At 69.5% G+C, this 24,679-nt stretch carries 25 protein-coding genes; 9 read left to right on the forward strand and 16 right to left on the reverse strand.

Going from position 1 to position 24,679, the window contains the following annotated elements:
- The first annotated feature begins 61 nt into the window (after positions 1-61).
- The 5 genes from HHAL_RS06735 (at position 62) to HHAL_RS06755 (ending at position 4,634) form a co-directional block, all read left to right on the forward strand.
- Entirely contained in the window at positions 62-382 is a 321-nt protein-coding gene (locus HHAL_RS06735) for a c-type cytochrome (RefSeq protein WP_011814119.1), read from the forward strand.
- 13 nt (positions 383-395) lie between these two features.
- Positions 396-1,700: an NAD(P)/FAD-dependent oxidoreductase gene (locus HHAL_RS06740; RefSeq protein WP_011814120.1), complete on the forward strand. Its 1,305-nt coding sequence runs from the start codon at positions 396-398 to the stop codon at positions 1,698-1,700.
- A 63-nt stretch (positions 1,701-1,763) separates the two neighbouring features.
- Positions 1,764-3,854 (forward strand): AsmA family protein, encoded by a 2,091-nt coding sequence (locus tag HHAL_RS06745; RefSeq protein ID WP_011814121.1) that lies wholly within the window; start codon positions 1,764-1,766, stop codon positions 3,852-3,854.
- Between the two features lie 14 nt (positions 3,855-3,868).
- On the forward strand, positions 3,869-4,261 hold the full coding sequence (pyp, locus tag HHAL_RS06750) for a photoactive yellow protein (RefSeq protein ID WP_011814122.1): 393 nt from the start codon (positions 3,869-3,871) through the stop codon (positions 4,259-4,261).
- 127 nt (positions 4,262-4,388) lie between these two features.
- Complete coding sequence (locus tag HHAL_RS06755) at positions 4,389-4,634, forward strand: hypothetical protein (protein ID WP_011814123.1); 246 nt, start codon at positions 4,389-4,391, stop codon at positions 4,632-4,634.
- Between the two features lie 42 nt (positions 4,635-4,676).
- Here HHAL_RS06755 and HHAL_RS06760 read toward each other — a convergent pair whose 3' ends face one another.
- Together HHAL_RS06760 and HHAL_RS06765 are read right to left on the reverse strand one after the other, a co-directional pair.
- Positions 4,677-5,162, reverse strand: coding sequence for a thioredoxin fold domain-containing protein (locus HHAL_RS06760; protein WP_011814124.1), 486 nt, complete (start codon positions 5,160-5,162; stop codon positions 4,677-4,679).
- 82 nt (positions 5,163-5,244) lie between these two features.
- Positions 5,245-5,628, reverse strand: coding sequence for an SEL1-like repeat protein (locus HHAL_RS06765; RefSeq protein WP_041595090.1), 384 nt, complete (start codon positions 5,626-5,628; stop codon positions 5,245-5,247).
- 169 nt (positions 5,629-5,797) lie between these two features.
- Here HHAL_RS06765 and HHAL_RS06770 point away from each other — a divergent pair, with 169 nt between their 5' ends.
- Genes HHAL_RS06770 through HHAL_RS06785 form a run of 4 tightly spaced genes read left to right on the forward strand, consistent with a single transcriptional unit; the run spans position 5,798 to position 9,852 of the window.
- Positions 5,798-6,178, forward strand: a complete 381-nt coding sequence (locus HHAL_RS06770; RefSeq protein WP_011814126.1) for a PAS domain-containing protein — start codon at positions 5,798-5,800, stop codon at positions 6,176-6,178.
- Positions 6,138-6,998 (forward strand): ATP-binding protein, encoded by an 861-nt coding sequence (locus HHAL_RS06775; RefSeq protein WP_049751504.1) that lies wholly within the window; start codon positions 6,138-6,140, stop codon positions 6,996-6,998. Before HHAL_RS06770 ends, HHAL_RS06775 begins: the two co-directional genes overlap by 41 nt.
- Entirely contained in the window at positions 6,995-8,482 is a 1,488-nt protein-coding gene (locus HHAL_RS06780) for a sensor histidine kinase (RefSeq protein WP_011814128.1), read from the forward strand. The genes HHAL_RS06775 and HHAL_RS06780 overlap by 4 nt, the downstream gene beginning before the upstream one ends.
- A complete protein-coding gene (locus tag HHAL_RS06785; RefSeq protein WP_011814129.1) occupies positions 8,479-9,852 on the forward strand; it encodes a sigma 54-interacting transcriptional regulator in 1,374 nt (457 codons plus the stop codon). The genes HHAL_RS06780 and HHAL_RS06785 overlap by 4 nt, the downstream gene beginning before the upstream one ends.
- Here HHAL_RS06785 and HHAL_RS06790 read toward each other — a convergent pair.
- From HHAL_RS06790 to HHAL_RS06855, 14 genes are read right to left on the reverse strand one after another with little or no spacing between them, the layout of a single operon-like run.
- Positions 9,849-11,030, reverse strand: a complete 1,182-nt coding sequence (locus HHAL_RS06790) for a BaiN/RdsA family NAD(P)/FAD-dependent oxidoreductase (RefSeq protein WP_011814130.1) — start codon at positions 11,028-11,030, stop codon at positions 9,849-9,851. The two genes, HHAL_RS06785 and HHAL_RS06790, sit on opposite strands and share 4 nt — an antisense overlap.
- Positions 11,031-11,035: 5 nt before the next feature.
- The gene (locus tag HHAL_RS06795; RefSeq protein WP_011814131.1) at positions 11,036-13,429 is read right to left on the reverse strand and encodes a helicase-related protein; all 2,394 of its coding nucleotides are present in this window, start codon (positions 13,427-13,429) and stop codon (positions 11,036-11,038) included.
- A gap of 15 nt (positions 13,430-13,444) precedes the next feature.
- Positions 13,445-14,899: a siroheme synthase CysG gene (cysG, locus tag HHAL_RS06800; protein ID WP_011814132.1), complete on the reverse strand. Its 1,455-nt coding sequence runs from the start codon at positions 14,897-14,899 to the stop codon at positions 13,445-13,447.
- A gap of 9 nt (positions 14,900-14,908) precedes the next feature.
- Positions 14,909-16,216 carry a precorrin-3B C(17)-methyltransferase gene (gene cobJ, locus HHAL_RS13040; protein WP_011814133.1) on the reverse strand — a complete coding sequence of 436 codons (1,308 nt, stop codon included), beginning with the start codon at positions 16,214-16,216 and terminating at the stop codon, positions 14,909-14,911.
- Positions 16,213-16,611 (reverse strand): cobalamin biosynthesis protein, encoded by a 399-nt coding sequence (locus HHAL_RS06810; RefSeq protein ID WP_011814134.1) that lies wholly within the window; start codon positions 16,609-16,611, stop codon positions 16,213-16,215. Before HHAL_RS06810 ends, cobJ begins: the two co-directional genes overlap by 4 nt.
- Positions 16,611-17,351 carry a cobalamin biosynthesis central domain-containing protein gene (locus HHAL_RS06815; protein ID WP_011814135.1) on the reverse strand — a complete coding sequence of 247 codons (741 nt, stop codon included), beginning with the start codon at positions 17,349-17,351 and terminating at the stop codon, positions 16,611-16,613. The genes HHAL_RS06810 and HHAL_RS06815 overlap by 1 nt, the downstream gene beginning before the upstream one ends.
- Positions 17,348-18,100 (reverse strand): precorrin-2 C(20)-methyltransferase, encoded by a 753-nt coding sequence (cobI, locus tag HHAL_RS06820; RefSeq protein ID WP_011814136.1) that lies wholly within the window; start codon positions 18,098-18,100, stop codon positions 17,348-17,350. Before cobI ends, HHAL_RS06815 begins: the two co-directional genes overlap by 4 nt.
- On the reverse strand, positions 18,097-19,392 hold the full coding sequence (locus HHAL_RS06825; RefSeq protein WP_011814137.1) for a bifunctional cobalt-precorrin-7 (C(5))-methyltransferase/cobalt-precorrin-6B (C(15))-methyltransferase: 1,296 nt from the start codon (positions 19,390-19,392) through the stop codon (positions 18,097-18,099). Before HHAL_RS06825 ends, cobI begins: the two co-directional genes overlap by 4 nt.
- Positions 19,389-20,057 (reverse strand): precorrin-8X methylmutase, encoded by a 669-nt coding sequence (locus tag HHAL_RS06830; protein WP_011814138.1) that lies wholly within the window; start codon positions 20,055-20,057, stop codon positions 19,389-19,391. The genes HHAL_RS06825 and HHAL_RS06830 overlap by 4 nt, the downstream gene beginning before the upstream one ends.
- 12 nt (positions 20,058-20,069) lie before the next feature.
- Positions 20,070-20,894 carry a sirohydrochlorin chelatase gene (locus HHAL_RS06835; protein WP_011814139.1) on the reverse strand — a complete coding sequence of 275 codons (825 nt, stop codon included), beginning with the start codon at positions 20,892-20,894 and terminating at the stop codon, positions 20,070-20,072.
- A 12-nt stretch (positions 20,895-20,906) separates the two neighbouring features.
- Positions 20,907-21,686, reverse strand: coding sequence for a precorrin-4 C(11)-methyltransferase (gene cobM / locus HHAL_RS06840; RefSeq protein WP_011814140.1), 780 nt, complete (start codon positions 21,684-21,686; stop codon positions 20,907-20,909).
- A complete protein-coding gene (locus HHAL_RS06845; RefSeq protein WP_011814141.1) occupies positions 21,683-22,471 on the reverse strand; it encodes an ABC transporter ATP-binding protein in 789 nt (262 codons plus the stop codon). Before HHAL_RS06845 ends, cobM begins: the two co-directional genes overlap by 4 nt.
- A complete protein-coding gene (locus HHAL_RS06850) occupies positions 22,468-23,559 on the reverse strand; it encodes a FecCD family ABC transporter permease (RefSeq protein WP_011814142.1) in 1,092 nt (363 codons plus the stop codon). The genes HHAL_RS06845 and HHAL_RS06850 overlap by 4 nt, the downstream gene beginning before the upstream one ends.
- Positions 23,552-24,667, reverse strand: a complete 1,116-nt coding sequence (locus tag HHAL_RS06855) for an ABC transporter substrate-binding protein (RefSeq protein WP_011814143.1) — start codon at positions 24,665-24,667, stop codon at positions 23,552-23,554. The genes HHAL_RS06850 and HHAL_RS06855 overlap by 8 nt, the downstream gene beginning before the upstream one ends.
- Positions 24,668-24,679: the final 12 nt, after the last annotated feature.

Genomic DNA, 24,679 nt, shown 5'->3' on the forward strand with positions numbered 1-24,679 from the left:
TGGCTTATACTTTGCAGCTTAATCGCGCCGCGCTCGACATCAAAGGGAGGAGACTCGAGCGATGCCCTTCAGCAAACCATCCCATATCGCCATCCCGATCGCCCTTTGGGGATTCTTCCTCGCCGCCCCCGTCCAGGCAGACGACGATTCGCTCACCCGAGGTGAACTCATCGGCCAGAGCTGCTTTGCCTGCCACGGGCCGCAAGGCCAGGGGGCCGACACCATGCCGCCCATCGCCGGCTGGGACGAGGACCTGATGGTCGAGCACCTGAAAGACTTCCAAGAGGGCAAGCGCAACCCCACCGTGATGGACCGTCACGCCACCGGGTACAGCGAAGGAGAGCTCCGCGAGCTTGCCGCTTACCTGAGCGAACTCGACTGAGGGCCCTTCGACCATGCGCAGACGACTCTCCCGACGCGAATTCCTGCGCCTGGGCGCCACCGGCGGAACGCTGGCTGCCCTCGGGCTGGCCGGCTTCCCGGGCCCGAGTCTGGCCCGCACCCAGCTGGATGCGCGCATCGCCGTGGTTGGTGGCGGCTCCGCGGGCGCCACCGTGGCCCGGTACCTCAAGCAGAACGCCCCTAACCTGCGGGTCACCCTGATCGAGCCCAACGAGACCTACTACACCTGCTACGCAGGCAACTGGTACCTCGGCGGATTTCGGGACCTGGAGACCCTAGGCCACGGCTACGACAACCTGCGCGAACGCCATGGAGTGGAAGTCATCCACGATCGCGCCGAGGAGTTGGACCTGGCCGGGAAGCGGGTCCTCCCTCGCAACCACGATCCCATTCGCTACGATCGTCTGGTGGTGGCCCCCGGGATCGACTTCGACTGGGAACGAATCGAGGGCATCGACCAGGACGATACCGAACAGATCCCGCACGCCTGGGAGGGCGGGCGACCCTTCCGGATCCTGCGGGAACAGATCAAGGCCATGGACGACGGCGGCACCGTCATTGTCTGCCCGCCAGAGGACCCCTTCCGCTGCCCGCCGGGGCCCTACGAGCGCATGGCACTGATCGCCCATTACCTCAAGTCCCACAAGCCGCGCGCCAAGGTCCTGGGGCTCGACCCGAAAGACAGCTTCTCGAAGCAGAGTCTGTTCAAGCAGGGCTGGGAGGAGCTCTACGGCGATATGATCGAGTGGGTCCCCGGCTCCGAGGGCGGCGCCCCGGAGCGGCTTTCGGTGTCGGATCGCAAGGTCTTCACCGACGGGGGTGCCCAGGCACACCGGGGTGACGTCATCAACTTCATCCCGCCGCAGAGAGCCGGCGCGATCGCCTGGAAGGCCGATCTGGTGGATGACAGTGGCTGGTGCCCGGTGGATCAGGAGACCTTCAGGTCCCAAAAGCACGACGACGTCTACGTGATCGGCGACGCGGCCATCGCCGGGGCCATGCCCAAGTCGGCCCACAGCGCCAACAATCAGGGCAAACTGGTCGCCGCCACCATCGTCGGCGAACTCACCGGCGAACCAACTCCCGATTTCCCCACGGTCAACACCTGCTACAGCCTGGTCTCGCCGGAGTGGGCCTTCACCATCGCGGCGGTGTTCGAACACCGGGACGGCGAGATCCGGGAGGTTGAGGGTTCCGGTGGGCTCAGCCCGGAAGACGAGGACCAGGACTTCCGACAGATCGAGGCCATCTACGCCCCTGGGTGGTACGAGTCGATCACCAAGGACATGTTCGGATAGCGGATTGGTGCCCGGCCACGCTAGAGTGGCCCGCAACCACACGCGGAAAGGACTCATTCAGCGATGTTGCGCCTGCTCAAGTGGCTCCTGCTGATCCTCCTCGCCCTGATCGTGACCCTGGGCGTCGCCATCGCCGTGGTGGCTACGGTGATCGACCCCAACGACTACCGCGACGACCTGGCCGAACTCGCCGAGCGCGAGTTGGGCCGGGAGCTCGAGATCGAGGGCGAGATCGAGTGGTCGTTCTTCCCCTGGCTGGGTATCGAGATCGGACGCGTCACCCTGGCCGACGCCGAGGGCTACTACGACGAGCCGTTTGTCGAAATCGACCGGCTGTCGGCGGCGGTACAGGTCTGGCCCCTACTGCGCGGCGAGCTGCATACCCGCGCCGTCGAGCTCGAGCGCCCGATCGTACGCCTGATGCGCGACGAGGATGGCCGGGACAACTGGGCGGACCTGGCCGAACGGTTCGCCGCCGCTGAGGACGAGCACGAAGACGACACCGCGGCGCAGGAATCCGCGGACTCCGAAAGCCCGGCGCAGGACAGCCCTGCCGATCTCGAGGCCCTCGGCGGGATCGTGATTGGCGGACTGCGGCTGCATGAAGGAGCCGTCTACTGGGAGGACCGCAGCGAAGACCGGCAGATCCAGCTGGACCCGCTGAACCTGGAGGTGGACACTCTGCGCCTGGACGAGCCGGTGGGCGTGCGCGCCGACGTGCTCGTCGGCGACGAAGAGCGCGTGGCTTTCTCCGGCGAGGCCCGCCTGAGTCAGACCGACGCCGGCCCGGAGATAGCAGCCAGCTGGACTCTGGATCCCCTCGACCCCAAGGGCCTGCTCCAGGCCCTCGGTGAGGAGCCGCCCGAGACCACGGACCCCGAGGTCATGCGCAGCCTCAGCGGCTCCGGAACCATCGATGCCACGGCGGAGCGCATCGACGTCACGCGCCTCATCCTCGACCTCGACGACAGCCGCGTCGAGGCTCAGGCGGCCATCGAGCCTGAGCAGCCAACCATCGAGTTCGCCGCACAGCTCGATCGGATCGACCTCGACGGCTATCTGCCGCCGGAGGCCGCCGAGGGAGAAGCCAATGGCAATGGCAACGGCGAAACGGCCACTGCGAACGATAACGGCGGACCGGAGGGCCTCGGCGACCTGCGCGAGGTGGCGCTGGACTTTCCCCTGGAGCCGCTGCGGCCACTGATCCTGGATGGCCGAGTTGGCATCGGCGAGCTCCGCGCCGCCGACCTGACAGTCACCGACTTCGAAGCCCTGCTGAGCGGTGCTGATGGGGAGCTCGGCGCCGAGTCCCTGCAAGCGCACCTCTACGAGGGCGAGCTGGCCGGTCATGCGTGGCTCGACGCCCGCGATGACGACCCCGCCTTCGATGTGGCCGCCTCGCTGGAGGGTGTGGCGTTCGCCCCGCTGCTCGAGGATCTGCTGGGCCGCGACTGGCTCCACGGCACGGGTCAGTTCCACTTCGAGGGCAGCGGCGGTGGCCCCCACCTCCACGGGCTGATCGAGGATTTCGACGGCTCGGGGCACATCGCCGCCGAAGACGGCAATCTGCTCGGCCTCAACATTCCCCACAAGATCCGCGAGGCCGCGGCGCAACTGCGCCGGGAGGATTCCCCCGAGCCGCCCGGCGATGCGGAACGGACGGACTTCTCCGACCTGACCGCCAGCTTCACCCTCGAGGATGGCGTCGCCCGCAACGACGACCTGCTGCTCGAGTCCCCCCTGCTCGATGCCACCGGGGAGGGCTCGGCGGACATCCTCGCCGAGGAGATCGACTACCGGGTGCGGGCGACGTTCCCCGATGGGTTGTCGGAAGATGATGCGCCGCTCCTGTATCACCTTGCCGGAGCCACGGTACCGCTGGAGATCTCCGGCTTCCTGTTCGACCCGGACATCCGACTCGACCTCGCCGCTGCACTGGGTGAAGAGCGCCTGGAACGCCTCGGCGCGGCTCGCGAAGAGTTTGACGAGCGTGTGGACGAGGAGCGCGAGCGCCTGGAACAGAAGGCTCAGCAGGAACGGGAGCGCCTCGAACAGGAGGCCAAGCAGGAACGGGAGCGGCTCGAACGAGAGGCTCAAGAGCAGCGGGACGACGCTGAACGGCGCCTCCGCGAGGAGCTGGAGAGTTTCTTCTAGCAGGGAGCAGCTGCATGGGCACACTCATCTTCGGCCGCCAGGACCTGGAAAATCGGCTCGCCGCGATGACCCCGGAGGAGATCGACGACCTCCCCTTCGGGGTCATCCAGATCGACCAGCACGGGCGCATCCTGCTCTACAACGCCACGGAGGGTGCGATCACCGGTCGTGATCCAGAGGCGATGATCGGCCGGGACTTCTTCAACGACGTCGCACCGTGCGGGCACACGGAGGCCTTTTACGGCCGGTTCCAGGAGGGTGTCCGGCACGGTGACCTCAACGAGATCTTCGACTACACCTTCGATTACCGCATGGCGCCGACGAAGGTGCGGGTGCACATGAAGCGGGCGCTCAGCGGAGATACCTACTGGATCTTCGTCAAACGGATCAGCGCCCCGGCAGCCTGATGGCGGCGGCTACCACGGCCTTTTGCTGCTCGGCGCAGCACTGGGCGTGGCACATAGCAGGCGGGCTCGGGGATAATAGGGGCTCGCCTAAGCCGATCGGGCGCACGCCCAAGCCAGAGGGAGCCGCATGAGCGAAGAGACCCCCAGACTCAACACCGACCTTGCCAGACAGGTGCAGGCCCTCGGCCTCGAAGCCGTCGATCACCAGGACGACGAACCGATGGCCACGGTGGAGGCGCTGATGCTCGGGACCCTGTCGTTCGCGCGGAACTACATGAGCGGCGCGGACCTGGCCGACTACCTCCGCTTTGTCGCCGAGCACGTCGAGCGAGCCGACGACGAAGCCGGAGATGATTGGGACGACGAGGCGTAACCACGCCGGCCCCGGGGACAGCACCCGGGGCCGGATGCCGGACTATTCGCTGGCCATGCGCTCGAGGGCATCGAGCGCCTGTTGATCCCCCCCGACAAAAAACCGCACCTCGCCGTCCGTATCGCGGTAGAAGACGGTGGGGACGCTGCGCACGCCCAAATCCTGAGCGAGCTGCATGTTGGCCTGGACGGCATCGTAGCCATCGATGTCTTTCTCGTCCTCGATCATCGCCGCCGCATCCGCCTGGGCGCCCGAACCGAGGAAACCGACCGGCACCCACCGCCACTCCACACTCGGCGTGGCGCCGTTCTCCACGGCATTCTTGAGGTTGGTACACGCCGGGCAGTGCGGGTCCTTGACAGCGTAGACCCGGAAGTCACTCTCCCCGTGAGTGATGTAGTGACTATCGGCCAGCTGATCGAAGACGTCCGCCTTCGCGGACTCCCCCGGCGTGCCGTCGGAACAGCCGACCATCAACAGCGCACCGCCCAGCAGGCCCAGGATCCCCTGACGCATCGCTCGACTCATTGATCGCTCACTCCCTCATCCGCGGTGTCTATCAAACGGCTGGCCACGCCGCGTCATGGGCAGCCCACTCCTGGCACCTAGTTCAGTGCTCCACCCCGGGCAACACAGCGTTGAGCAATTGCCCGGCACGCTCATGACCCGCCTCCGCTGCGCGTTCCCAAAGCTCGGCGGTGCGCTCCATATCCGGATCCATGGTATGGCCCTCCAGATACATCCAGCCTAGCTGAACCTTGGCCTCGGCATCCCCCTGATCGGCCAGATCTTGAAAGGCGTCATAGGCGGCGTCCAGATCGCCCTCCTCATGGAGTTCAAAGGCCTTGTTGAGGGCTTGATCGGCCTCGCTCAGCTCCTCGTCCTCGTCGGAGACCTCTGCCGACTCCTCGCCGAAAGCCCCTCCGGACCATCCGGCCACCCCGAGGACCAGGACAGCGGCCAGGCAGAAGCGTTGGTTGCGTTTCAGCTGCATGGGTCTTCTCCGGAGATCATCTGGAAAGCCGCAGCGTAACGCAGGATCGACTCGCTGTCGCACCGCGACGATGCGATCGGCACCAAGAAGGGGCGCGCGCGTTATCATAGACGATTTGTATGACACCCTACGCACGTTCCAAAGTCGGCATGGAGGCAAGACGGCGAACATGCTTGAGATCCCGCCACGGCAGATCCTCCAGGCCCTGGGCGAGGGCGTGATCGGTGTTGATTGCCAGGGGCTACTGACCTTTCTCAATCCGGCCGCGCTGCGGCTGTTCGGGTTCCCCGACGAGGCCAGTGTCATCGGCGAGTCGGCCCACGCCCTGACCCACCACACGCACCCCGATGGCCGTCCTTACCCGGAACAGGACTGCCCCATCTACCAGGTCCTCGAGACCGGCGAGCCCCTGGAAGCGTGGCAGGACCACGTCTGGCGCAGCGACGGCAGCGGTTTCCCCGTCCAGGTCTACGCCAACCCACTGCGGGATGACCAGGGCGCGCTCACCGGTGCTGCAGCGGGGCCTGCGCCTCAACTGGCAGCTGGATGAACGCCTGCCCGAGCATGTGTACGCCGACCCCACCCGTCTCGGACAGATCCTCGCCAATCTCGTCGGCAACGCCATCAAGTTCACAGAGCACGGATCCGTCGACGTTCACATCACGCCCCAGCACGATCAGCGCATCTCCTTCCGGGTGGCCGACACCGGCCCGGGGATCCCTGAATCCATCCGCGCCACCATCTTCGAACCGTTCGCCCGCGGCGATCAGGGGGTGCCGCAAACCCCGGGGACCGGGCTTGGCCTGGCGATCTGCCGGGAACTCGTCGGACTCATGGGGGGTCGGATCGACGTAGAGAGCGCCGAAGGCCGCGGGACGACCTTCAGCTTCACGGTCGAACTGCCCGCATGTGACGCCATCGTGCCAGCGGCGGTCGACACGGATCGCCCCCGGACACCGAGCCGCCCGGGAGCGCACCACGATACGCCGCAGGCCATCCTCGCTGAGGACGAGCCAACCAACGCCCTGCTGCTCAGCACGTTGCTTGAGCGCGCGGGGTGGGCCGTAACCACCGTGACCGACGGCGCCGAGGCCGTCGAGGCCTGGCAAGAGGCGCAACCGGAGCTGATGATCCTGGACATGCAGATGCCTCACACCAACGGCGATCAGGCGGCAGCACGAATCCGCAGCCTGGAGCAGCAGCACCGGGTACCGCGCACGCCCATCGTCATGCTCACCGCCCACGCCCTGGACGATGTCCGCGAGCGCGCGCGGCAGGCCGGCTGTGACCACTACCTGACCAAGCCGGTGGCACCGGAGGATCTGTATTCGGTACTGGACTGGGCCCAGGGCGGCGACGGGTCGCCATGAGGCGCTGGCCGTCCGTCGCAGCCGGGCTGCGCAACCCGCTCGGCCCTGCCAAATCCCTGCTGCGACTGCTCCTGACCGGTTTCGCCGTGGTCGCGGCACCGCTGATCCTGGCGCTGGCCATCGCCGCCTGGTCCGTGGACCGTCTGGCCAGCGACAGCCAGATCGCCATCTACGAGGCCGTCGGCGTCACCGAGAACAGCGCCCACATGGCCCGCGTGGCCATGGACATCGAGCGCGCCGCCCGCCGCTACGCCACCCATAACGACCCGACCGCGCTTCAGGAGTACCGCCACTGGCGCCGTGAACTGGCCGCCGCCGGCGCCCCACCGGGCGCATTCGGCCCCGAGGAGGCCACCTGGCTCCATCAGGGGCTGCGGGTCATCGAGTCCACGCTACTGACCACCCTGCACCTGCTCGGGCCGGACCGTCCCGAGACCGCCATGCGGGTCCCGGAGCTGAGCCTGGCGCTACACCGTTCCGTGGCGAGCATCTCGGCGGCGGGCTACCGGCGTATCGACGAGGAGGTTGAGCAGGTCCAGGCCTTCTCCGATCGGGCCCACCAGATCTTTGTCTGGCACCTTCTCGCCGCGGTGCCGATCACGCTGGCCTTTACCTTCTACTTCGCCGGACGCATCCACCGACCGATCCAGGCCCTCGGGGACAGCATCCGCCGCCTGGGAACAGCGGATTTCGAACGCCCCGTGGAGATCCGCGGCCCCCGGGATCTGGAGAACCTCGGCGGCGAGCTGGACGATCTGCGCCGACAACTGGCTGACCTGCAGAACCAGCGCCAGCGGCTGCTGCGCCACTTCTCCCACGAACTCAAGACCCCGTTGGCCGCCGTCCTGGAAGGCGCCGAACTCCTCCGGGACCCGGCCTTCAACGGGGACCCGCAACGGCGCGAGGAGATCGCCGACATCGTCCGCGAGAACGGCCATGAACTGCGCCGCCAGATCGACAACCTCCTGCGCTTCGCGCGCCACGGCGAGGCCCTGGCCCGCCCTGCCCGCTTCGCCCGCCTGGACCTGTCCGCACTGGTGCACGAAGTGGCCGAGCGACACCAGCTGACGGCCCAGCGCCGCGGCATCGAGATACGCACCCACCTGGAACCGGCGGAGATCGAGGGTGACCGCGAGCTGATGGCCACCGTAGTCGACAACCTGCTCTCGAACGCCCTGCGTTTCTCTCCGGAAAACCGGCCCATCGATCTGCACCTGCGCGGTGACGACCACGGGGTGATCCTCGAAGTGCAGGACCGCGGCCAGGGCATCCCCGAGCACGAGCGTTCCCTGATCTTCGAGCCCTTCCGTCAGGGCGCGACCAGCGGCAGCGGCTCCGTAAAGGGCAGCGGGTTGGGCCTGTCCCTGGTCCACGAGTGCCTGAATGCCCACAACGGTACGATCCACGCACAGACGCGATCCGACGGCCCCGGGGCGAACATGCGCGTGTGGCTACCCACCGATACCCAGCGAGCCAACGTATGAGTGAACGTCCACGAATCCTCGTCGTCGACGACGACCCGAGCCTCTGCCGGCTCATGGAGATGCGCCTGGAGGCCTCCGGCTACGCACCGACCACGTGCGAAAGCGGCGAACGGGCCCTGGCCGAGCTGGAGCGCCAGCCCGCGGACGCCGTGATCACCGACCTGCGCATGGAAGGCATGGACGGGCTGGCGCTGTTCGATGCCGTACGCGAACGCTGGCCGGCGCTACCCGTCATCATCCTGACCGCCCACGGCTCCATCCAGGACGCGGTCGAGGCGACCCGCCGTGGCGTGCACGAATTCCTCACCAAGCCCTTCGACCCCCCTGAACTGCTCGAGCAACTGGAGAAGGCCCTCACCGCCCGCGGCGGGCAGACCTCCGATACCGCCCGCGAAGCCGGTCGGCGTCACGGCCTGGTGACCCGCAGCCCGCGCATGGAAGAGGTCCTTGAGCGTGCCCTGTTGGTGGCCGACTCCGACGCCAATGTCCTGATCCAGGGAGCGAGCGGCTCAGGTAAGGAGATCGTCGCCCGCGCCGTGCACGGTAACAGCCCCCGCTCGCAAGGGCCGTTCATCCCGGTGAACTGCGGCGCCATCCCTGAGACCCTGCTCGAATCCGAACTCTTCGGCCATGTCCGCGGCGCCTTCACCGGCGCCGATCGGGATCGCGCCGGCCTATTCCGCGACGCCGACGGCGGCACCCTGTTCCTCGACGAGATCGGTGATATGCCCCTGCAGCTGCAGGTCAAGCTCCTGCGGGCCCTCCAGGAGCAGGTCATCCGACCGGTCGGCGGACGGGATCCGATCCCCATCAACGTGCGCGTCATCTCCGCCACCCACCGCGACCTGGAGGCAGCCCGCGCCGACGGGTCCTTCCGGGAAGACCTCTACTTCCGCCTGGCCGTCGTCACCCTCGCCCTGCCCCCGCTGGCCGAACGGCGTGAAGACATCCCCCTGCTGGCCCGGCACTTCCTGGCCGAGGCCACGCGTCGTCACGGGCGCCAGGTCGAAGACCTGTCACCGGAAGCCATCGAGGCGTTGGTCCAGGCCGAGTGGCCGGGCAACGTGCGCCAGCTGCAGAACGTCATCGAGCAGTGCGTGGCCCTGAGCACCAACGAGATCCTGCCGGAGCGCCTGGTACGGCAGGCGCTGAACCAGGATCAGGAGCCCTCGATTCCGACGCTGGCGGAGGCCCGTGAGGCGTTCGAGCGCGACTACCTGATCCGCCTGCTCAAGCTCACCGAGGGGAATGTGAGCCAGGCTGCCCGGCTCGCCGGCCGCAACCGCACCGAGTTTTACCGCCTGCTCGGTCGCCACCACCTCCAGGTGGCCGACTTCAAGGGCGGCACCGATCCGAACGAGGACAACTAGATCGCCTGGCCGACGGCCACGCCGGAGGACCACGCCCATTGGAAGTTGTGCCCGCCCAGCTGCCCGGTGACATCGACCACCTCGCCGACGAAATGCAACCCCGGCACCTCACGCGCCTCCAGGGTCCGGGACGACAGCGCGTCGGTGTCGACCCCGCCGGCGGTCACCTCGGCCTTGGCGTAGCCCGCCGTACCGGCCGGGGTCAGCCGCCATTCCTGAAGCCGTTGCGCCACCGCCTCCAGGCCCCGGTTGCTGAACCCCTGCAATGGGCCGGACCACCCCTCCAGATCGCACAGCACCCGGGCGAGACGCCGCGGCAAGTGCGCCTCCAGGCAACGGTGCAAAGCCCGCTTGCTGCGCCTGCGCCGCGCCTCGGCAAGCTCGTCGTGCAGGGCGACACCCGGTAGCCAATCCAGGCTCAGCGGCACCTCGGGCTGCCAATAGCTAGAGGCCTGCAGTGCCGCCGGCCCACTCAGCCCGTGGTGGGTGATCAGCAGATCGTCGCTGAACTCAGCCTCGGCGCAGCGCACCCGGACCGGCACGCTGATGCCCGCCAGATCCCCGATCGGCCGGCGCAGGTGCTCCGGCAAAGTCAGCGGCACCAGCGCAGGGCGCGTGGGCTGCACCGGCAGACCGAACTGCCGGGCAATGGCGTATCCGAGGCCGCTGGCCCCCATCCGGGGGATCGACAGCCCGCCGGTAGCGACCACCAACGCCTCGGCGTGCAAGGTTCCGGTCGGGGTGGCGACGGCGAAACCCTCCGCCGTCGCCTGGACGCTGCGCACCCCGGTCCCCATGCGCAGTTCGACCCCGGCCTGGCGACCTTCGCTGAGCAGCAGGTCGAGGATGGGCCGGGCGGATTCGCGGCAGAATAGCCGTCCCGGCTCACGCTCCTCATAGGCAACGCCGTGGCGCTCCACGAGCTCCAGGAAGGCGGCCGGCGGATAACGTCGCAGCGCCGAGATGCAGAACCGCGGGTTGGCCGACAGGAAGTGCTCCGGCCCGCTGTGAAGGTGGGTGAAGTTGCACCGCCCACCTCCCGACATGAGGATCTTGCGTCCGGGTTTGCGGGCGTGATCGAGCACCACCACCCGCCGGCCCCGCCCGGCGGCAGTGGCGGCACACATCAGCCCGGCCGCACCGGCGCCGATCACGATCACATCGATCTGTTCCGTCATCACTCCTACCGAATGTCGACAACGCGACTGGCTCGCTGGAAGCGCACCCGCCAGCCCGGCCAGGCGGGCAGTTCCCAACGCTTCGGATCCGTGCGGCGGATGCCGCCCACCTTCTCGGCCACCACCTCGCGGCGCCGCACATGGTAGTGGATGCGCAGATCGAGATCGGGGAGCTGGACCCGGCGGGGATAGCGTTCGTCGAAATCCGGCCGTTGCCACTCCGGCACCCCGGGGAAGCGCAGATCCTCGGGCTCAAGCAGTGTCAGGTCCTCGCCGCGCTCCACGCCCAGCCGCTCGAGCTGCTCCAGCAGCCACGCCCGTGCCTCGGGCACCGCCCCCTCCGCATACCCGAGGGCGACATAGAGGGACCACGCCTCCAGATCGTCCTGGAGCCGGCTACCCGCCGGCGCCAGCAGCTGGTCTTCGAGAATCAGCTCGGCCGCTGCCTCGCGCGCCGCGGCGCCCTCCGGCTCCACCTCCTCGCTCCCGATGCAGCGCCCGGCAAACAACCACTCGCGCCGCGCCGTCAGCCGCTCCCCGGTCCATGCGGGCTCGCTGATTCCCTCGCTGCAGGCGCCGCTGGCAACGACCCATTGCAGCGGCATGGGGGCCAGGGCCGTAGCCAGGCTGATGGTCTGCCGGGTGCCCTTGCCGGGGACGCTGTGCGTGCCGAGGACCAGGGCCGCCTCGGCCTCCTCCGGAAACCAGGCGTGCTCGCCGAGCACCACCTCATCGCCGGCACCGTTGCCAAGCGCCTGCCGCCTGCGCCCGCGACGCACATAGAGCCACGTCGGCATCGCCCGGGCGGCGGCGGTCAGGGCCCGCTCCATCCGCCCAGAGTCCAGACCCGGTACACCCTCGTTCATCGGCTCGGAAACCGGCCGGGGCCAAGCCGGTAGATCGAGGAGCTCACGCAGCTGACCCGCCAGCCGACGCCCCTCCTCCCGCACCCGCGTGTCGATCCGCACACCAGGCAGCCGCTCGCAGCGCAGCGCCGCCACGCGCAACCGGGCATCGCAGCGCTGCCCAAGCAACCCGGCCAGGGCCTCGCACTCGTCGCTATCGCCCCGAACCTGCAGCCAGCGATCCCCCGCCGCCAGCCCGGCCACCCAGTCGGCCATCAGCCCCCCCGTCTCGACATCGGGCATGGCCAGGACCAGGTGGGCCAGCTCCGGATCCACCGGCATGCGAAACAGCCGTTGGCCCCGCGTCGTGATCCGCCCGGAGGCATCCAGGGCACCCAGGCTCCGCAGCAGCCCCTCGGCCTGCTCCCGGCTCTCCTCGCGCGGCGTATCCACGAAGGGGAGCTCGGCGACCCGGTAGCCGGCACCGGCCGCAGCCAGCACCAGTTCAGTCAGATCCTCGCGCAACACTTCCGGGGGCGCGTGCTCGGGCAGCGGCGCCGCGTGCCCCCAGAGGCGGTAGCAGGTGCCGGGCTGCAGGCGGCCGGCACGCCCGGCCCGCTGCGCCGCACTGGCTCGGGAGATGGGCTGCAGGGAAAGCACGGTCCGGCCGTTGCGGCGCAGGGTCCGGCGCTCCAGGCCACTATCCACCACGGCCGTCACCCCCGGCACGGTCAGCGAGGTCTCGGCGATATTCGTGGCCAGCACCACACGCCGGGCCGAACCCGGCTCGAGGGCCCGGCGCTGCTCGGACAGTCGCACCCCGCCGTGGAGCCGAACCACCTCAGCCTCCACCCCGGAGAGACTGCGCCGCGCCTCCTCGATTTCAGCCTGCCCGGGCAGGAAAGCGAGGACGTCCCCGGCCGTCTCCGCCAGTGCGCGCCGCACCACTGCAGCCAATCGCTTGCCGAGGTCCTTGCGTTGCGGCATGGCCCGTGGCTGCTCGCCACAATGGCGTTCATCCACCGGGTACCCGCGCCCCGGCGACTCCAGATACGTCCCGTCCAACGCGGCCGCGAGCCTTTCCCCCTCCAGGGTCGCCGAGGTGATCACCAGGCGCTGGCCCCCATCGGCGCGCAGCAACGCGAGGAGTAGGTCGGTGTCCCAGCGCCGCTCATGGAACTCGTCGAGGATCACCGTCTGGAACCCCGCCAATCGCCCCTCGGCCCGCCAGCGCAGGGCCACACCGGGGGTCACGAAGAGGACCCGGGTCCGCTCCGAGTAGCGGCGCTCCAGGCGGACGGCGTAACCGACCTCGTCCCCCGCTGCGGTACCGCACTGCGCGGCCACGAAACCGGCCAGACTGGTGGCCGCCACACGGCGGGGCTGGACGACCAGCACCGGCCCGCCAGCGTCCGCCGCCCAGACCGGCAGTCGGGTAGACTTGCCGGAGCCGGTCGCGGCCGCCACCACGCAGTGGCCCTGCTCCAGCGCCCGGTGGAAGTCCGGCCGCAGTGAATCGATGGGCAGCGCTGTCCTTCCCCGTTCGTCACTCATCGCCCATCGACCGAATCAGTCGCGCATGCCGCCCGTCCAGCACGGGTCGATGCTGGCCGCCGCATCGCGGTCCTCCGCCTCGCCGCGGTACCAGCCCAGGCGCGGGTGCAACTGCACCGTGGGACCGACCACCACCAGCGCCGGGCTCTCCACCCGTTCGGCGCGGACCCGTTCAGCCAGGGTCCGCAGATTGCCGAGGACCACGCGCTGCTGCGGCGTCGTCGCCTGGGCCACCACCGCAGCCGGATGCTCGGGCGGCAGCCCACACTCGCACAGTTGCTCGCACACCGCCTCGAGGTTGACCAGGCCCATGTAGATGATGAGTGTCTCGTCCTGGCGATAGGGCGCGTGGGCCTTCATCTGCGGGTGCCCGGCCCGCCGGTGACCGGTGAGCAGGCGACAGGTCTGGGCGTAATCCCGGTGGGTGAGCGGGATACCGGCATAGCTCGCCGCCCCCTGGGCGGCGCTGATGCCGGGCACCACCTGGAAGGGGATGTCCTGCTCGATCAGCCCCTCGATCTCCTCACCGCCGCGGCCGAAGAGGAATGGGTCACCGCCCTTGAGACGCAGGACCCGTTTACCGGCACGCGCCAATTCCACCAGCCGCTCGTTGATCCGCTCCTGCGGCAGTGTATGCCGACCGCGGCGCTTGCCCACGGGGATCCGCTCGGCCTCCTTGCGCACCAGATCCAGCAGGGCCGGCGCCGCCAGACGATCGTAGAGCACCACGTCAGCCCGCTGCATCAGGCGCAGCGCACGGAAGGTCAGTAGATCGGGGTCCCCGGGGCCAGCGCCGACCAGGAAGACCTCCCCCTGCGGGGCCGGCCGGGCCTGTTCCTGCTCGAGCAGGCGCAGCAGTTCGGCCTCCCCCTCGGCCTCGCGCCCTGCCAACACCGATTCCGCCGCCGCCCCATCGAAGATCTGCTCCCAGAACCGCAACCGCCAGTCCTTGTCCGGCAGCGCCACCCGCACCTGCTCCCGCATCCGTCCGGCCAGGCGTGCCAGCCGGCCGTAGGCCGCCGGCAGCAGTGTCTCTAGCCGACTGGCGATCTGCCTTGCCAGCACCGGCGCGGCGCCACCGCTGGAGACCGCCAGCTGCAGGGGCGAGCGATCCACCTGGACCGGGGTGATGTAGGTGCTCAGCGACGGCCGGCCGGCAACGTTGACGGGAATCCCCCGGGCACGACACGCCTCATAGACGGTACGGTCGGTGGCCTCATCGCCGCTGGCCCCCACCACCAGCGCCGCGCCCTCCTCCATACCCGCCGCGAACGGCTCGGCGCGGTGGTGGAGCTCGCCGGGGCTGGTATCCAGCAGTTGCTCGCAGGGCGCCGCCAGGACCGGCGCGATCAACTCCACCCGCGCGCCGGCCCGGAGCAGATCCCCGGCCCTGCGCGCAGCCGCCTCGCCGCCGCCCACAACCAGGCAGCGGCAACCGTGGAGCTTGAGGAAGATCGGGTAGTGGTGCATGGGTTCAGTTCACCCCCCGGATGGGTCCATGGGTCGGTTCTTCCCCGTCACCCGCTGCAGGGACAAGAGCCCCCGGCCGCGGGCATCGACCAGCTCGAGGCTGCAGTGCTGGCAGGCGCCGGCCAGGGCCCACGCCCCGGCCACGCGCTGCCAGTGGAGTTCGACCCGGCCTCCGCCGGCGCCGAGGACCAGGGTCTCACCGTCGTAGTAGAGCCCGGCCCCCGCCACCGAGCAGACCATCCGCGTTCCGGCCGGCCCCGGCACCACGGCCCGGATTCGGGGCCACTCGCGGCACTCCTCAAGATGGGCCGCCAGGTCCGAGACCTCAATCCGACTGGTCAGAAACGGGGTATCCGGCTCCGCTACGTCATCCGCCACGGCCGCCAGCGCCTCCGCCCAGTTGACGTCGAAATGCGCCGCAGCGGCCTCCAGGCTCGGCGCCGGCTGTTCGCGCAACCATTGCCGCAGGACCACAGGCCATCCGTCCAGCCCCAGGCTAAGCGATTGCCCGCGCTGCTCCCCCGACACGGGGGCACCGCCCTCGGCGTACTTGGCCGTATAACCCCGGGGGGTCACCATCAGCCCGTGCTCGCAGCGGGTCGAACGGTTGCCGATGATCACCGTGCTGAGCATGCTCGGCTCGGCGCGATGGAGCTCCTCCAGGCACAGATGCTGGACCTGCTGCCGCTCCCGATAGGCCGACCGGACCACCGCCACTGGGGTTTGCGGGTCGCGGTAACGCAACAGGATCTCCTGCGCGCGGCCGATGTGCGCCTGCCGCCGCTTGCTCGCCGGGTTGTAGAGAACCGTAACGAAATCCCCCCGCCCGGCGGCCTCGAGCCGGCGCACGATCACTGGCCAGGAGGTGAGCAGATCCGAGAGCGAGATGGTGCAGAAGTCGTGGGTCAGGGGCGCGCCGACCAGGGCGGCGCAGGTGGAGAGCGCCGAGGCCCCGGGGACCACCTCCACCTGCACCTCCCCGGCGCGGCCCTGCCAGCCGTGCTGAAGCAGAAACTCGTAGGTCGGCCCTGCCATGCCGTAGACCCCGGGGTCGCCCGAGGAGACCAGCGCCACAACCTGCCCGCCTCGGGCAGCCTCCCAGGCCGCCTCCACGCGATCGAGCTCTTCGGTCATGGCCTTGCCGATCACCGTCTTGCCTTCCAGCAGGTCCGGGATCAGTTTGAGGTACGTCTGGTAACCGATGACCACCTCGGCCTCGGCGATCGCCTCGCGGGCCCGCGCCGTCATGTGCGCCGGGTCACCCGGGCCGATCCCTACCAGAAGGATCCGCCCCGGAGGGGGAACATCGCCTGTCATTCGTTCAGCCTCGCTATCGATACCGTGGCGTTGCGTCCGTCTTCGCCCCGCCAGCGGCGTTTCTCGATGATCAGATCGGCGCTGTCGGCATGGGCCCGACACAGCGCCGCCGCCTCGGCGACAGCTGGGGTCCCGGTATGGTGGCGCACGACCTCAGAGGGGTGCGGCACCGGGATCGCCGCCAGTTGCGTCGCCGGATAGAAAACCAGGGGCCAGCCATGGACCCGCGCCAGGGCGTGGAGCGCCGGCTCATCGCGCTTGAGGTCAATGCTGGCTAGCGCCACCACGTCGGCCGCACACAGCCCGGCCTCGGCCAAGGCGGCGGACACCGCGGCGGTCACAGTCTCGGTGGCCGTTCCGCGATCACAGCCGATCCCCACGACCACGCGCACCATTACGACCCCGGATGCGCGGTTCGGTAGCGTACCAGCCGATCGCCCAGGCGCGCCTGCCAGTCCACCGAGGGCGCCTCATCCTTCACCCAGAGCACGGCACTGTACGCCCGCGCATCCAGCGCCGCCGGGTCGTCGAGGCGGTACAGGTTGGGCGGCGGCGGTGTGGCCGGGCGCCAGGTATCGGCCTCCTCGATCAGGGCCACCGGCTCGCCATTGAGCAGTGCTGCCGCCGCAGCCCGCAAGGCGGACGTGGACGCCACCACCTGCCAACCCTGTTCCTGGCCGAGCAGATCCACCGCTGGGAGCCCGCGGCGGTCCGAGGCCGTAGTGATGACCGGTGCGGCTCCGAGCTCCTCGGCGATCCGCTGCGTCCAGGCGTTGGCGCCACCCAGGTGACCGCCAAGCACCGCGACGACAAAACGTGCCGACTCATCCACGCTGACCACCCCGGGGTCGCGGGTCTTGTCGACCAGCAAAGGGGCCAGCAGACGCACACACGCGCCCACCGAGCAGAAGCAGACGACCTGGCGCAGCGCCCCCGCGAAGCGCTCCGCCAGGGCGCTGCCCAGGGCCCCGGCCGCCACCGGGGTGCAACGCCCCGAGTGATCGGCCAGCAACGGGGCAACACGCTCGGTGACCAGGATCTCGGCTTCGGGCCAGATCCCGGCCAGGCGGGCTGCGCTGGCCGCACCGCCGCGGGTCACCACCACCAGCAACACCCCTTCGCCCGTCTCCCTCACCCGGCTCCGGCTCCTTCGCTGCGCGAATCGGCGCGGCCCTTGCAAATCATCAGCAACGACAGATAGTGAACCGTCTCGCCGCGCAATCGGGCGATGTCGGTGACCACTCGCTCCTGCGGAGTCCCCACGCGCTCGACGAAGACGCTGGCGTCACTCAACCCCTGCTCCTCGAGCAGGTCGATCACCTCTGCAAGCAGCGGTTTGACCTTGAGCAGCACCAGCGTATCGACCTCCGGCAGCAGCCGCTCCACGGTCTCCATGCCGTAGCCACCGGGCAGCACCGCCAAGGCATCGTCCTGGCTGGCCAGCGGCCAGCCGACCCGCGCCGGCGCTGCCAGAAAGGAGGCCACCCCGGGGATCGTCTCGACCTCAGCGCCGGGGGCCTCCGCGGTGACCGTGCGCGCCAAGTGGCCAAAGGTCGCGTACGTGGAGGCATCCCCCTCGACCAGGAAGGCGACGTCCTGCCCCTGGCCCAGAGTCGCCGCCACCGCCTTCGCCGCCTGCGCCCAATGCAACGCCAGGGTGGCCGGATCGCGGGTCATCGGAAAGACGAGGGGCATGGCGTCGGCCGGCGCCACCAATCCGCCCCGCTCGACAATCTCCAGGGCGTAGCTGGACTGCCCCTCGGCGCGCACCGGATAGGCCCAGCGCGCCTCCCCCTGGAGGACCTGCCAGGCCCGGCGGGTGATCCAGCCCGGGTCCCCGGGGCCGAGGGAAACCCCGATCAATCGCCCTGCCGACGTCGTCATGCGCTCTCCGTCTTGTTCGCCATGAGGATCCAGACCGGGTTCTCAGCACGGAACGTGCGCATCCCGGCCAGCTCACCGCTGCGATGGGCTTGCAGCTGGATGGCTTCCCAGTCCGCGACGCCGGCCGCCGCGGCAGCGTCGAGCCGGGCCGTGGCCTGGTGCAGATTCTCCAGGGTGACCAGGTTGATCACCAACCGCCCCGCCGGGCGCAGCCGCCGTAGGCAGAGGTCGATCAGTTCGCCCAGCGCCCCGCCCGAGCCACCGATGAAGACTGCATCCGGATCCAGCCAGGCGTCGAGCCCCTGCGGCGCCCGACCGTGGTGGAGGGTGACGTTGCCCACCCTGCGACGGCGCCGGTTCTCCTCGGCGATGGCCAGATCCTCGGCACGACGCTCCATCGCCCAGACATGCCCCCGGGGGCAGAGCCGCGCGGCCTCGAGAGCCACCGCACCGGAGCCGGTGCCGATATCCCAGACCCGGCTGTCCGGGGTCAGCGCCAGGCCGGCGAGCGTAACCGCGCGCACTTCCCGCTTGGTGATCAGACCGCGCTGGGGCCGACGCTGGGCGAACGCCTCGTCAACGCCCGCGAACGGCCAGTCCAGCGTCGCCCGTCGCCGCACCAGGGCGACATGGGGCTGCGGATAGTGGCGCGCCGCGGCGGTGCCAAGGGGGGCCGGCGGGTAGAGCGCCTCGTCCTCCCGGCCAATGCGGGCGACCGCTGCCACCTCCAGCTCGGTGTCGCGATACCCCACTGCCTGCAGCTGCCGGGCCAACCAGTCGGCACCGTTCTCGCCGGTGGTGTAGACCGCCACCCGGTCGTGATCGGCCAGCGCGCGCAGCACGCCGCTGAGCGGATGCTCCGGCGCCGCCGTCTGCGCCGACCAGTCGCCAGCCACTGGGCCGTGGACCGAGGCGATGGCGGTCTGCGCCACGGGCCAACCGAGCCGGGCGCACGCCAACTGCACCAGGGACGGTGCCGGCAGGACCCGGCAGCGCTCGGCCCCGAGGTGGCTGGTGATCCGCTCACCGATGCCGTGGCAGAGCGGATCGCCACTGGCGAGGACCACCACGCGCTGCCCCTCGGCGGCCGCGGTCTCGATCCAGGCCGGCACCTCCGCCACGGCGCCGGTCAGGTCCCGGCGTTGTGCTCCGGGGGCCAGGGGGGCAAAGCCCTCGAGGACCCGGCGTCCGCCGATGAGCAGATCGGCGCCGGCAATGGCCTCACGGGCCACCGGTGCCAGCCCGTCGGGACCGTCATCGAGCACACCGACGATGGTGCAGACCGGGGTCACCCGTCTCCCTCCTCGGCCAGGGCGAGCAGGGCGTGCAGACAGGCCACCACCGGCGGCGTCCCGCCCTTGCGCCCGGCGGTGGCGATCCACGGCACCTGCTGCTGCGCCATGGCCTCCTCGCTGGACTCTGCGGCAGCGACAAACCCGACCGGCATGGCGATCAGCAATCGCGGCGCCACCACGCCACCGTGGATCCGCTCAAGGACTGCTCGCAGCGCCGTCGGGGCATTACCCACGGCTACGATGGCGCCATCGAGCCACCCCTGCTCGGCGGCCAGGGCAACCGCCTGCTCAGCTCGGGTGGTCCCCGCCTGCTGGGCCCGCTCCGCCGCCCGCGGGTCCGCCATCAGGCAGTGCGCCTCGATCCCGAAGTGCCCCAGCCGCGCGGCGGACAGACCGACACGGATCATCTCCACGTCGACGAAGACCGGCGCCCCGGCGCGGATGGCCTCCATCCCCGCGGTCACAGCACGGGGATGGAAGCGGGTCACGCCATTGAAGTCGAAATCCGCCGTGGCGTGGATCATGCGCCGGACCACCGCCCACTGCGCCGCGTCGTAGGCACTGCGATCCCCGGCCTCGGCGTCGACGCGGGCGAAGGAGCACGCCTCGATCTGGCGCCCGGAGGCGGTCTGCTGCTCGGTCACGGACGGCTCGCGAGACATCCTCGCACCTCTTCAGTGGTGGTGGTGATGGTGGTGGTGCGCGGCCGCCGCGCGGTGCGGGCAGCCGTCGCACTCGAGCATCGCCTGTCCCGCACGCGCCTCCTCCACCCGCTGGGCGATCAGTGCGAAGACCTCCGGTTCAAAACCGAGGTAATCCGCCAGGGCGAACGCCGTCTGCGGGTACTGAACCCGCAGACGCGCCACCTGCTGCTCAATACGCTCGATCAGCCGCCCGGTGAACAGGTAATACGGCAGGACCACCTGCTGCGTCATGCCCAACAGGGAGTGACGCCGCACCACGGCCTCCAGGCGGGGGTGGGTGACGCCGGTGAAGGCGATATCGACCAGTTCGTGCTCGCCGCCCTCGTAGAGCCAGCGGCCCAGCCGCGCCAACTCCCCGTTGGCCGTACGATCCGAGGATCCGCGACCCAGCAGGATCACCCCGGTGGTCCGCGGATCGGGCACACTCAGGGCCTGCATGGCGTCACGCAGGCGGCGCTCGACCAGGCCCAGCGTCGTTTCACTCACGCCCAGATGGCGCGCCAGACGGAAATCGACCCCCGGGTGCCGGGCACGGGCAGCCTCGATCTGCTCGGGCACCTCGAGCTTCACGTGCCCGGCGGCGTTAAGGATCAGTGGGACCGCGATGACCCGATCCGCCCGCGCCGCGGCCCGATCCAGCCCCTCGCCAAGCAGCGGATCCGCGAACTCGATGAAACAGGTCTCCAGCAGCCAATCCGGGTAGTGCTCGGCCAGCAGGTCGGCGAACCGGCGGATCTCCTCGTTGCCGTCCTCCTGGCGCGAGCCATGCCCAATCAACAGGATACAGTCAGTCATGCATGTCGTTCCTCAATTTTCGCGGCGGCGGAAACGGTGGCCGAAACCGGGGTCGTAAAGCCGTGAGCGCGCCGCCGGTGCCGCCTCCCGCGCCCCGAGCGTCGGACCGACCAGGATCATGGTCTGGCTGTTGAGCCCCGCCGCGCGGCAGTCCGCGGCCAGGTCGCGGATGCAGGTACGCAGGACCTGTTCGACCCCGGGCCAGGAGGCGCGGTGGACCACCACCACCGGGGCGTCGTCGTCCCAGCCGCCACCGCGCAGGGCATCGGCCAGGCGTTCCAGGAGGGTGATCGACAGGTAGACACACAGGGTGCTGCCGTGCCGCGCCAGATCGGCAAGCTGTTCCCCCGCCGGCATCGGGGTGCGCCCCTCCACCCGGGTGAAGATCACCGTCTGCGTGCCCTCCGGCAGGGTCAGGCTCTCGCCGGCCGCCGCCGCCGCGGCCATGGCCGACGTGACCCCGGGAACCAGATGGACTGGGATCCCCGCGGCGTCCAGCGGGCGCACGATCTCCACGAAGGCCCCGTATAGCCCCGGATCACCGGGTTGAAGGCGGACCACACAGCCCCCGGCGCGGGCGCGCTCGAGCAGCCAGTCCTGGATCTGTTCCAAGGTCATCCCTTTGGAGTCGGCGACCTCGCAGTGCGCCGGCGCCCAGTCGAGCACCTCGGCCGGCACCAGCGAACCGGCGTAGAGCACGGCGTCCGCCGCAGCCACCCGATCCCGCCCGCGAACCGTGATTAGATCGGCCGCCCCGGGACCGGCCCCCACAAACCAGACCTCCCCCTTCATCCGCGTCCCCTCTCTTGCAACTGGTAACCGGCCACAAACGGTGCCCGCTGATGCTCGACGACGTGAACGTCCACGTCGTAGGCGGCACGCAGAGTCGGCGTGTCGATGACGGCCTGCGGCGGGCCGTCGGCCATCACCCGGCCGTCGCGCAGGAGCACGATGCGGTCGGCCAGCTGTACGGCGATGTTGATATCGTGGAGCACCACCAGCACCCCCTGCCCCTGCTCCCGCGCACACTCGGTGAGGATCTCGATGGCGTCGCGCTTGTGCTTCATGTCCAGGTGGTTGGTCGGCTCATCGAGGAGCAGGAAGGGGGTCTGGCGAACCAGAGCCCGGGCGATGGCCGCCTTCTGCCGCTGCCCGCCGCTGATCTCGGTCAGCGGTGACTGGGCCAGGTCGGCCATGCCCAGACGCTGGAGCACCGCCTCGGCACGGGCAAGATCGGCCGGGTCGTGACGCCAACTCGCCCGGCGCAGGCCAAGCAACACGCTCTCAAGTACGGTCAGCGGGTAGACGGCATCGGTGGTCTGCGCGACGTAGGAGAGCGAGCGGGCGATGCGGGCCTGGCGCTGCCCCTTCACGGGCTCACCGGCGATGGTGATGTGCCCGTGGCGCGGCCGCAGGATGCCGGTGATGCACTTGAGCAGGGTGCTCTTGCCGGAGCCGTTGGGCCCGATCAGGGCCACCACCTCGCCGGCGGCTACGCGGGTATCCACGCCCTGCAAGACCTCGCTGCGCCGATAGGCGTAGCGAACACCTCGTAGTTCGATGGCCGGACGGGTCACGGTCCCGACCCTCCTTCGCGGCGACGCAGGATCAGGTAGATGAACAGCGGCGAGCCGATGAAGGCCGTCACCACACCCACCGGCAGCACCACCGAAGCGAAGGCGTGCAACGACACCAAGTCGGCCAGGGCCAGCAGCAGTGCGCCGATCAGCGCTGCAGCCGGGATCAGGAAACGGTGATCCGAACCGATCAGGAGCCGGGCCAGATGGGGCGCCACCAGCCCCAGGAAGCCGATCCCACCGGTGAAGGCGACGGTCACCGCCACGAGAAGCGCCACCAGGAACATCAGTCCGATGCGCAGGCGCCCGACGGCAATCCCCAGGCTAGTGGCGGTTTCATCACCGAGCAGTAGTCGGTTCAGGTCGCCACTCTTCCACAGGAAGACCGGCAGCGTGACCGTCAACGCCACCGTGATGAACACGAAGCTCTCCCAGTCGGCACGGCTGAGGCTGCCCACGCTCCAGAACATGACCTCCCGGGTGGCATCGGCGTCGGCGAAGTAGATCAGCAGCGTCGTGGTGGCCCCGAAGAAGTACATCAGGGCGATCCCCGCGAGGATCAGGCTCATCGGCGTCGCCCCCTTCCACTGCCCGATGAGCAGGATGAGCAGCGACACCGCCATCGCAAAGAGGAAGGCATTGCCGACGATGCCGTAGACGCCGAAGGCCGAGAACCCGAAGATGATCGCCAGCGCCGCCCCCAGCGAGGCGCCGGAGGCGATCCCCAGGGTGAACGGTGAGGCCATCGGATTGCGCAGCAGGCTCTGCAGGATCACCCCACCGAGCGCCAGCCCCATGCCGGCCACGACGGCGGTGGCCAGGCGCGGCAGGCGGATGTTCCAGACCACGTTCTCGGTCTGCGCGCTGACCCACGACGCCCCCAGCGGCCGACCCAGCACCGCCTGCACCACCTCGCTCAGCGGGATCCCCATGGGGCCGAGTCCCAGGCCAAGAACGAACGTCGCCACCAGGGCCGCAGCCAGGCCCAAAAGGATCAGGGTCTTCCACCAGATCGCCCGCGCGTAATCATCGAGCAGCCCGCCGGGAGGCGCTGGCCGGGAGGCGCTATCGGCGGTCAACTCAGTCATCGTCCAGGCTGCTGAGCTCCTGGAGCCGATCGTACAGCCCGGGGTCGCCGTAGAAGACCTCCAGGATCTCCTCACCGCGATCCCGGAGATCGACGTCGGCCATAGCCTCCGGGTAGAGCACCCGGGCCATGTGCACCAGGTCGATCAGCCCGGTGGCCAGATCCCACCCCATGTAGGTGCCCTTGAAGCGGTGGATGCGTTCCGCCTCGACGGCCTTTACCCCGGAGAGCCGTTCATCATCCAGGACCTCGTCACGGGCGACGCGGCTGGCCCGGGACGGGGTGTGGAGGAAGATGTGCGCCGGATCCCAGCTCACCAGCTCCTCGGCGCTGACCTCGCCGTCACCACCGGGCCGACCAGCGGTCACCAGCTCGGCACCCAGCTGCTCGACGGGAAAGTAGAAGGAGACGTGGTTGTAGAGGTTGCGCCGGTGGGCCAGGTAGATCCGTGGCGGTTCCTCGTCGGCGACCTGCTCCTGCACCTCGGAGACCGTCGCATCGTAGAAATCGAGCAGTTCTTCCGCCCGCTCTTCGCGACCGGTCACGGTGCCGAGCAGCCGATAGGCCTGCTCGATCTGCGCCTCAATGGCCTCCTCGGAGGCCCGCTCGCGGCCCAGGGTATTCACCGCGACCACGGGGACGCCGAGCTGCTGCTGGTAGCGCTCGGCCTGCTCGGCCATCGCCTCGTCGTCGTCGCCGCGGCTGAAGGCCCAGTAGATGAACAGATCCGGATCGGTGGCGAGCACCCGCTCGGCGCTGAACTCCGACCCGGGCTGGCCGCCGCCGACCATGGCCACCTCGTCCAGGCGACCGAAGGCGCGGACTTCGATCGGCTTGGCCTCGGAAAAGCGCGAGCCGAACATGTCGCTGGGGATTCCGACCAGGCGATCCTCGACACCCAGGTGCAGCGCCATGCGGAAGGCATCGACATTGACCGTGGCGATCCGCTCCGCCGCCTCCGGAACTTCCACGCTGCGGCCGAGCATATCCTCGACCTCATGGGTATCCTGCGCGGGCCCATCGCGGCTTTCGTCGTTGGGGGTATCTCCGCACCCGCCGAGGATCAAACCGATCCCCGCGACGAGCGCGATGCACGGATGACGCTGCATGGCTCCTCCAGT

It is taken from the genome of Halorhodospira halophila SL1, from assembly GCF_000015585.1.
GTDB classification, from domain to species: Bacteria; Pseudomonadota; Gammaproteobacteria; order Nitrococcales; family Halorhodospiraceae; genus Halorhodospira; species Halorhodospira halophila.

Coding starts and splice junctions, on each gene's coding strand:
- HHAL_RS06735 (WP_011814119.1), top strand. CDS start 62: ATGCCCTTCAGCAAACCATCCCATATCGCCATCCCGATCGCCCTTTGG.
- HHAL_RS06740 (WP_011814120.1), top strand. CDS start 396: ATGCGCAGACGACTCTCCCGACGCGAATTCCTGCGCCTGGGCGCCACC.
- HHAL_RS06745 (WP_011814121.1), top strand. CDS start 1,764: ATGTTGCGCCTGCTCAAGTGGCTCCTGCTGATCCTCCTCGCCCTGATC.
- pyp (WP_011814122.1), top strand. CDS start 3,869: ATGGGCACACTCATCTTCGGCCGCCAGGACCTGGAAAATCGGCTCGCC.
- HHAL_RS06755 (WP_011814123.1), top strand. CDS start 4,389: ATGAGCGAAGAGACCCCCAGACTCAACACCGACCTTGCCAGACAGGTG.
- HHAL_RS06760 (WP_011814124.1), bottom strand. CDS start 5,162: ATGAGTCGAGCGATGCGTCAGGGGATCCTGGGCCTGCTGGGCGGTGCG.
- HHAL_RS06765 (WP_041595090.1), bottom strand. CDS start 5,628: ATGCAGCTGAAACGCAACCAACGCTTCTGCCTGGCCGCTGTCCTGGTC.
- HHAL_RS06770 (WP_011814126.1), top strand. CDS start 5,798: ATGCTTGAGATCCCGCCACGGCAGATCCTCCAGGCCCTGGGCGAGGGC.
- HHAL_RS06780 (WP_011814128.1), top strand. CDS start 6,995: ATGAGGCGCTGGCCGTCCGTCGCAGCCGGGCTGCGCAACCCGCTCGGC.
- HHAL_RS06785 (WP_011814129.1), top strand. CDS start 8,479: ATGAGTGAACGTCCACGAATCCTCGTCGTCGACGACGACCCGAGCCTC.
- HHAL_RS06790 (WP_011814130.1), bottom strand. CDS start 11,030: ATGACGGAACAGATCGATGTGATCGTGATCGGCGCCGGTGCGGCCGGG.
- HHAL_RS06795 (WP_011814131.1), bottom strand. CDS start 13,429: ATGAGTGACGAACGGGGAAGGACAGCGCTGCCCATCGATTCACTGCGG.
- cysG (WP_011814132.1), bottom strand. CDS start 14,899: ATGCACCACTACCCGATCTTCCTCAAGCTCCACGGTTGCCGCTGCCTG.
- cobJ (WP_011814133.1), bottom strand. CDS start 16,216: ATGACAGGCGATGTTCCCCCTCCGGGGCGGATCCTTCTGGTAGGGATC.
- HHAL_RS06810 (WP_011814134.1), bottom strand. CDS start 16,611: ATGGTGCGCGTGGTCGTGGGGATCGGCTGTGATCGCGGAACGGCCACC.
- cobI (WP_011814136.1), bottom strand. CDS start 18,100: ATGACGACGTCGGCAGGGCGATTGATCGGGGTTTCCCTCGGCCCCGGG.
- HHAL_RS06830 (WP_011814138.1), bottom strand. CDS start 20,057: ATGTCTCGCGAGCCGTCCGTGACCGAGCAGCAGACCGCCTCCGGGCGC.
- HHAL_RS06835 (WP_011814139.1), bottom strand. CDS start 20,894: ATGACTGACTGTATCCTGTTGATTGGGCATGGCTCGCGCCAGGAGGAC.
- cobM (WP_011814140.1), bottom strand. CDS start 21,686: ATGAAGGGGGAGGTCTGGTTTGTGGGGGCCGGTCCCGGGGCGGCCGAT.
- HHAL_RS06850 (WP_011814142.1), bottom strand. CDS start 23,559: ATGACTGAGTTGACCGCCGATAGCGCCTCCCGGCCAGCGCCTCCCGGC.
- HHAL_RS06855 (WP_011814143.1), bottom strand. CDS start 24,667: ATGCAGCGTCATCCGTGCATCGCGCTCGTCGCGGGGATCGGTTTGATC.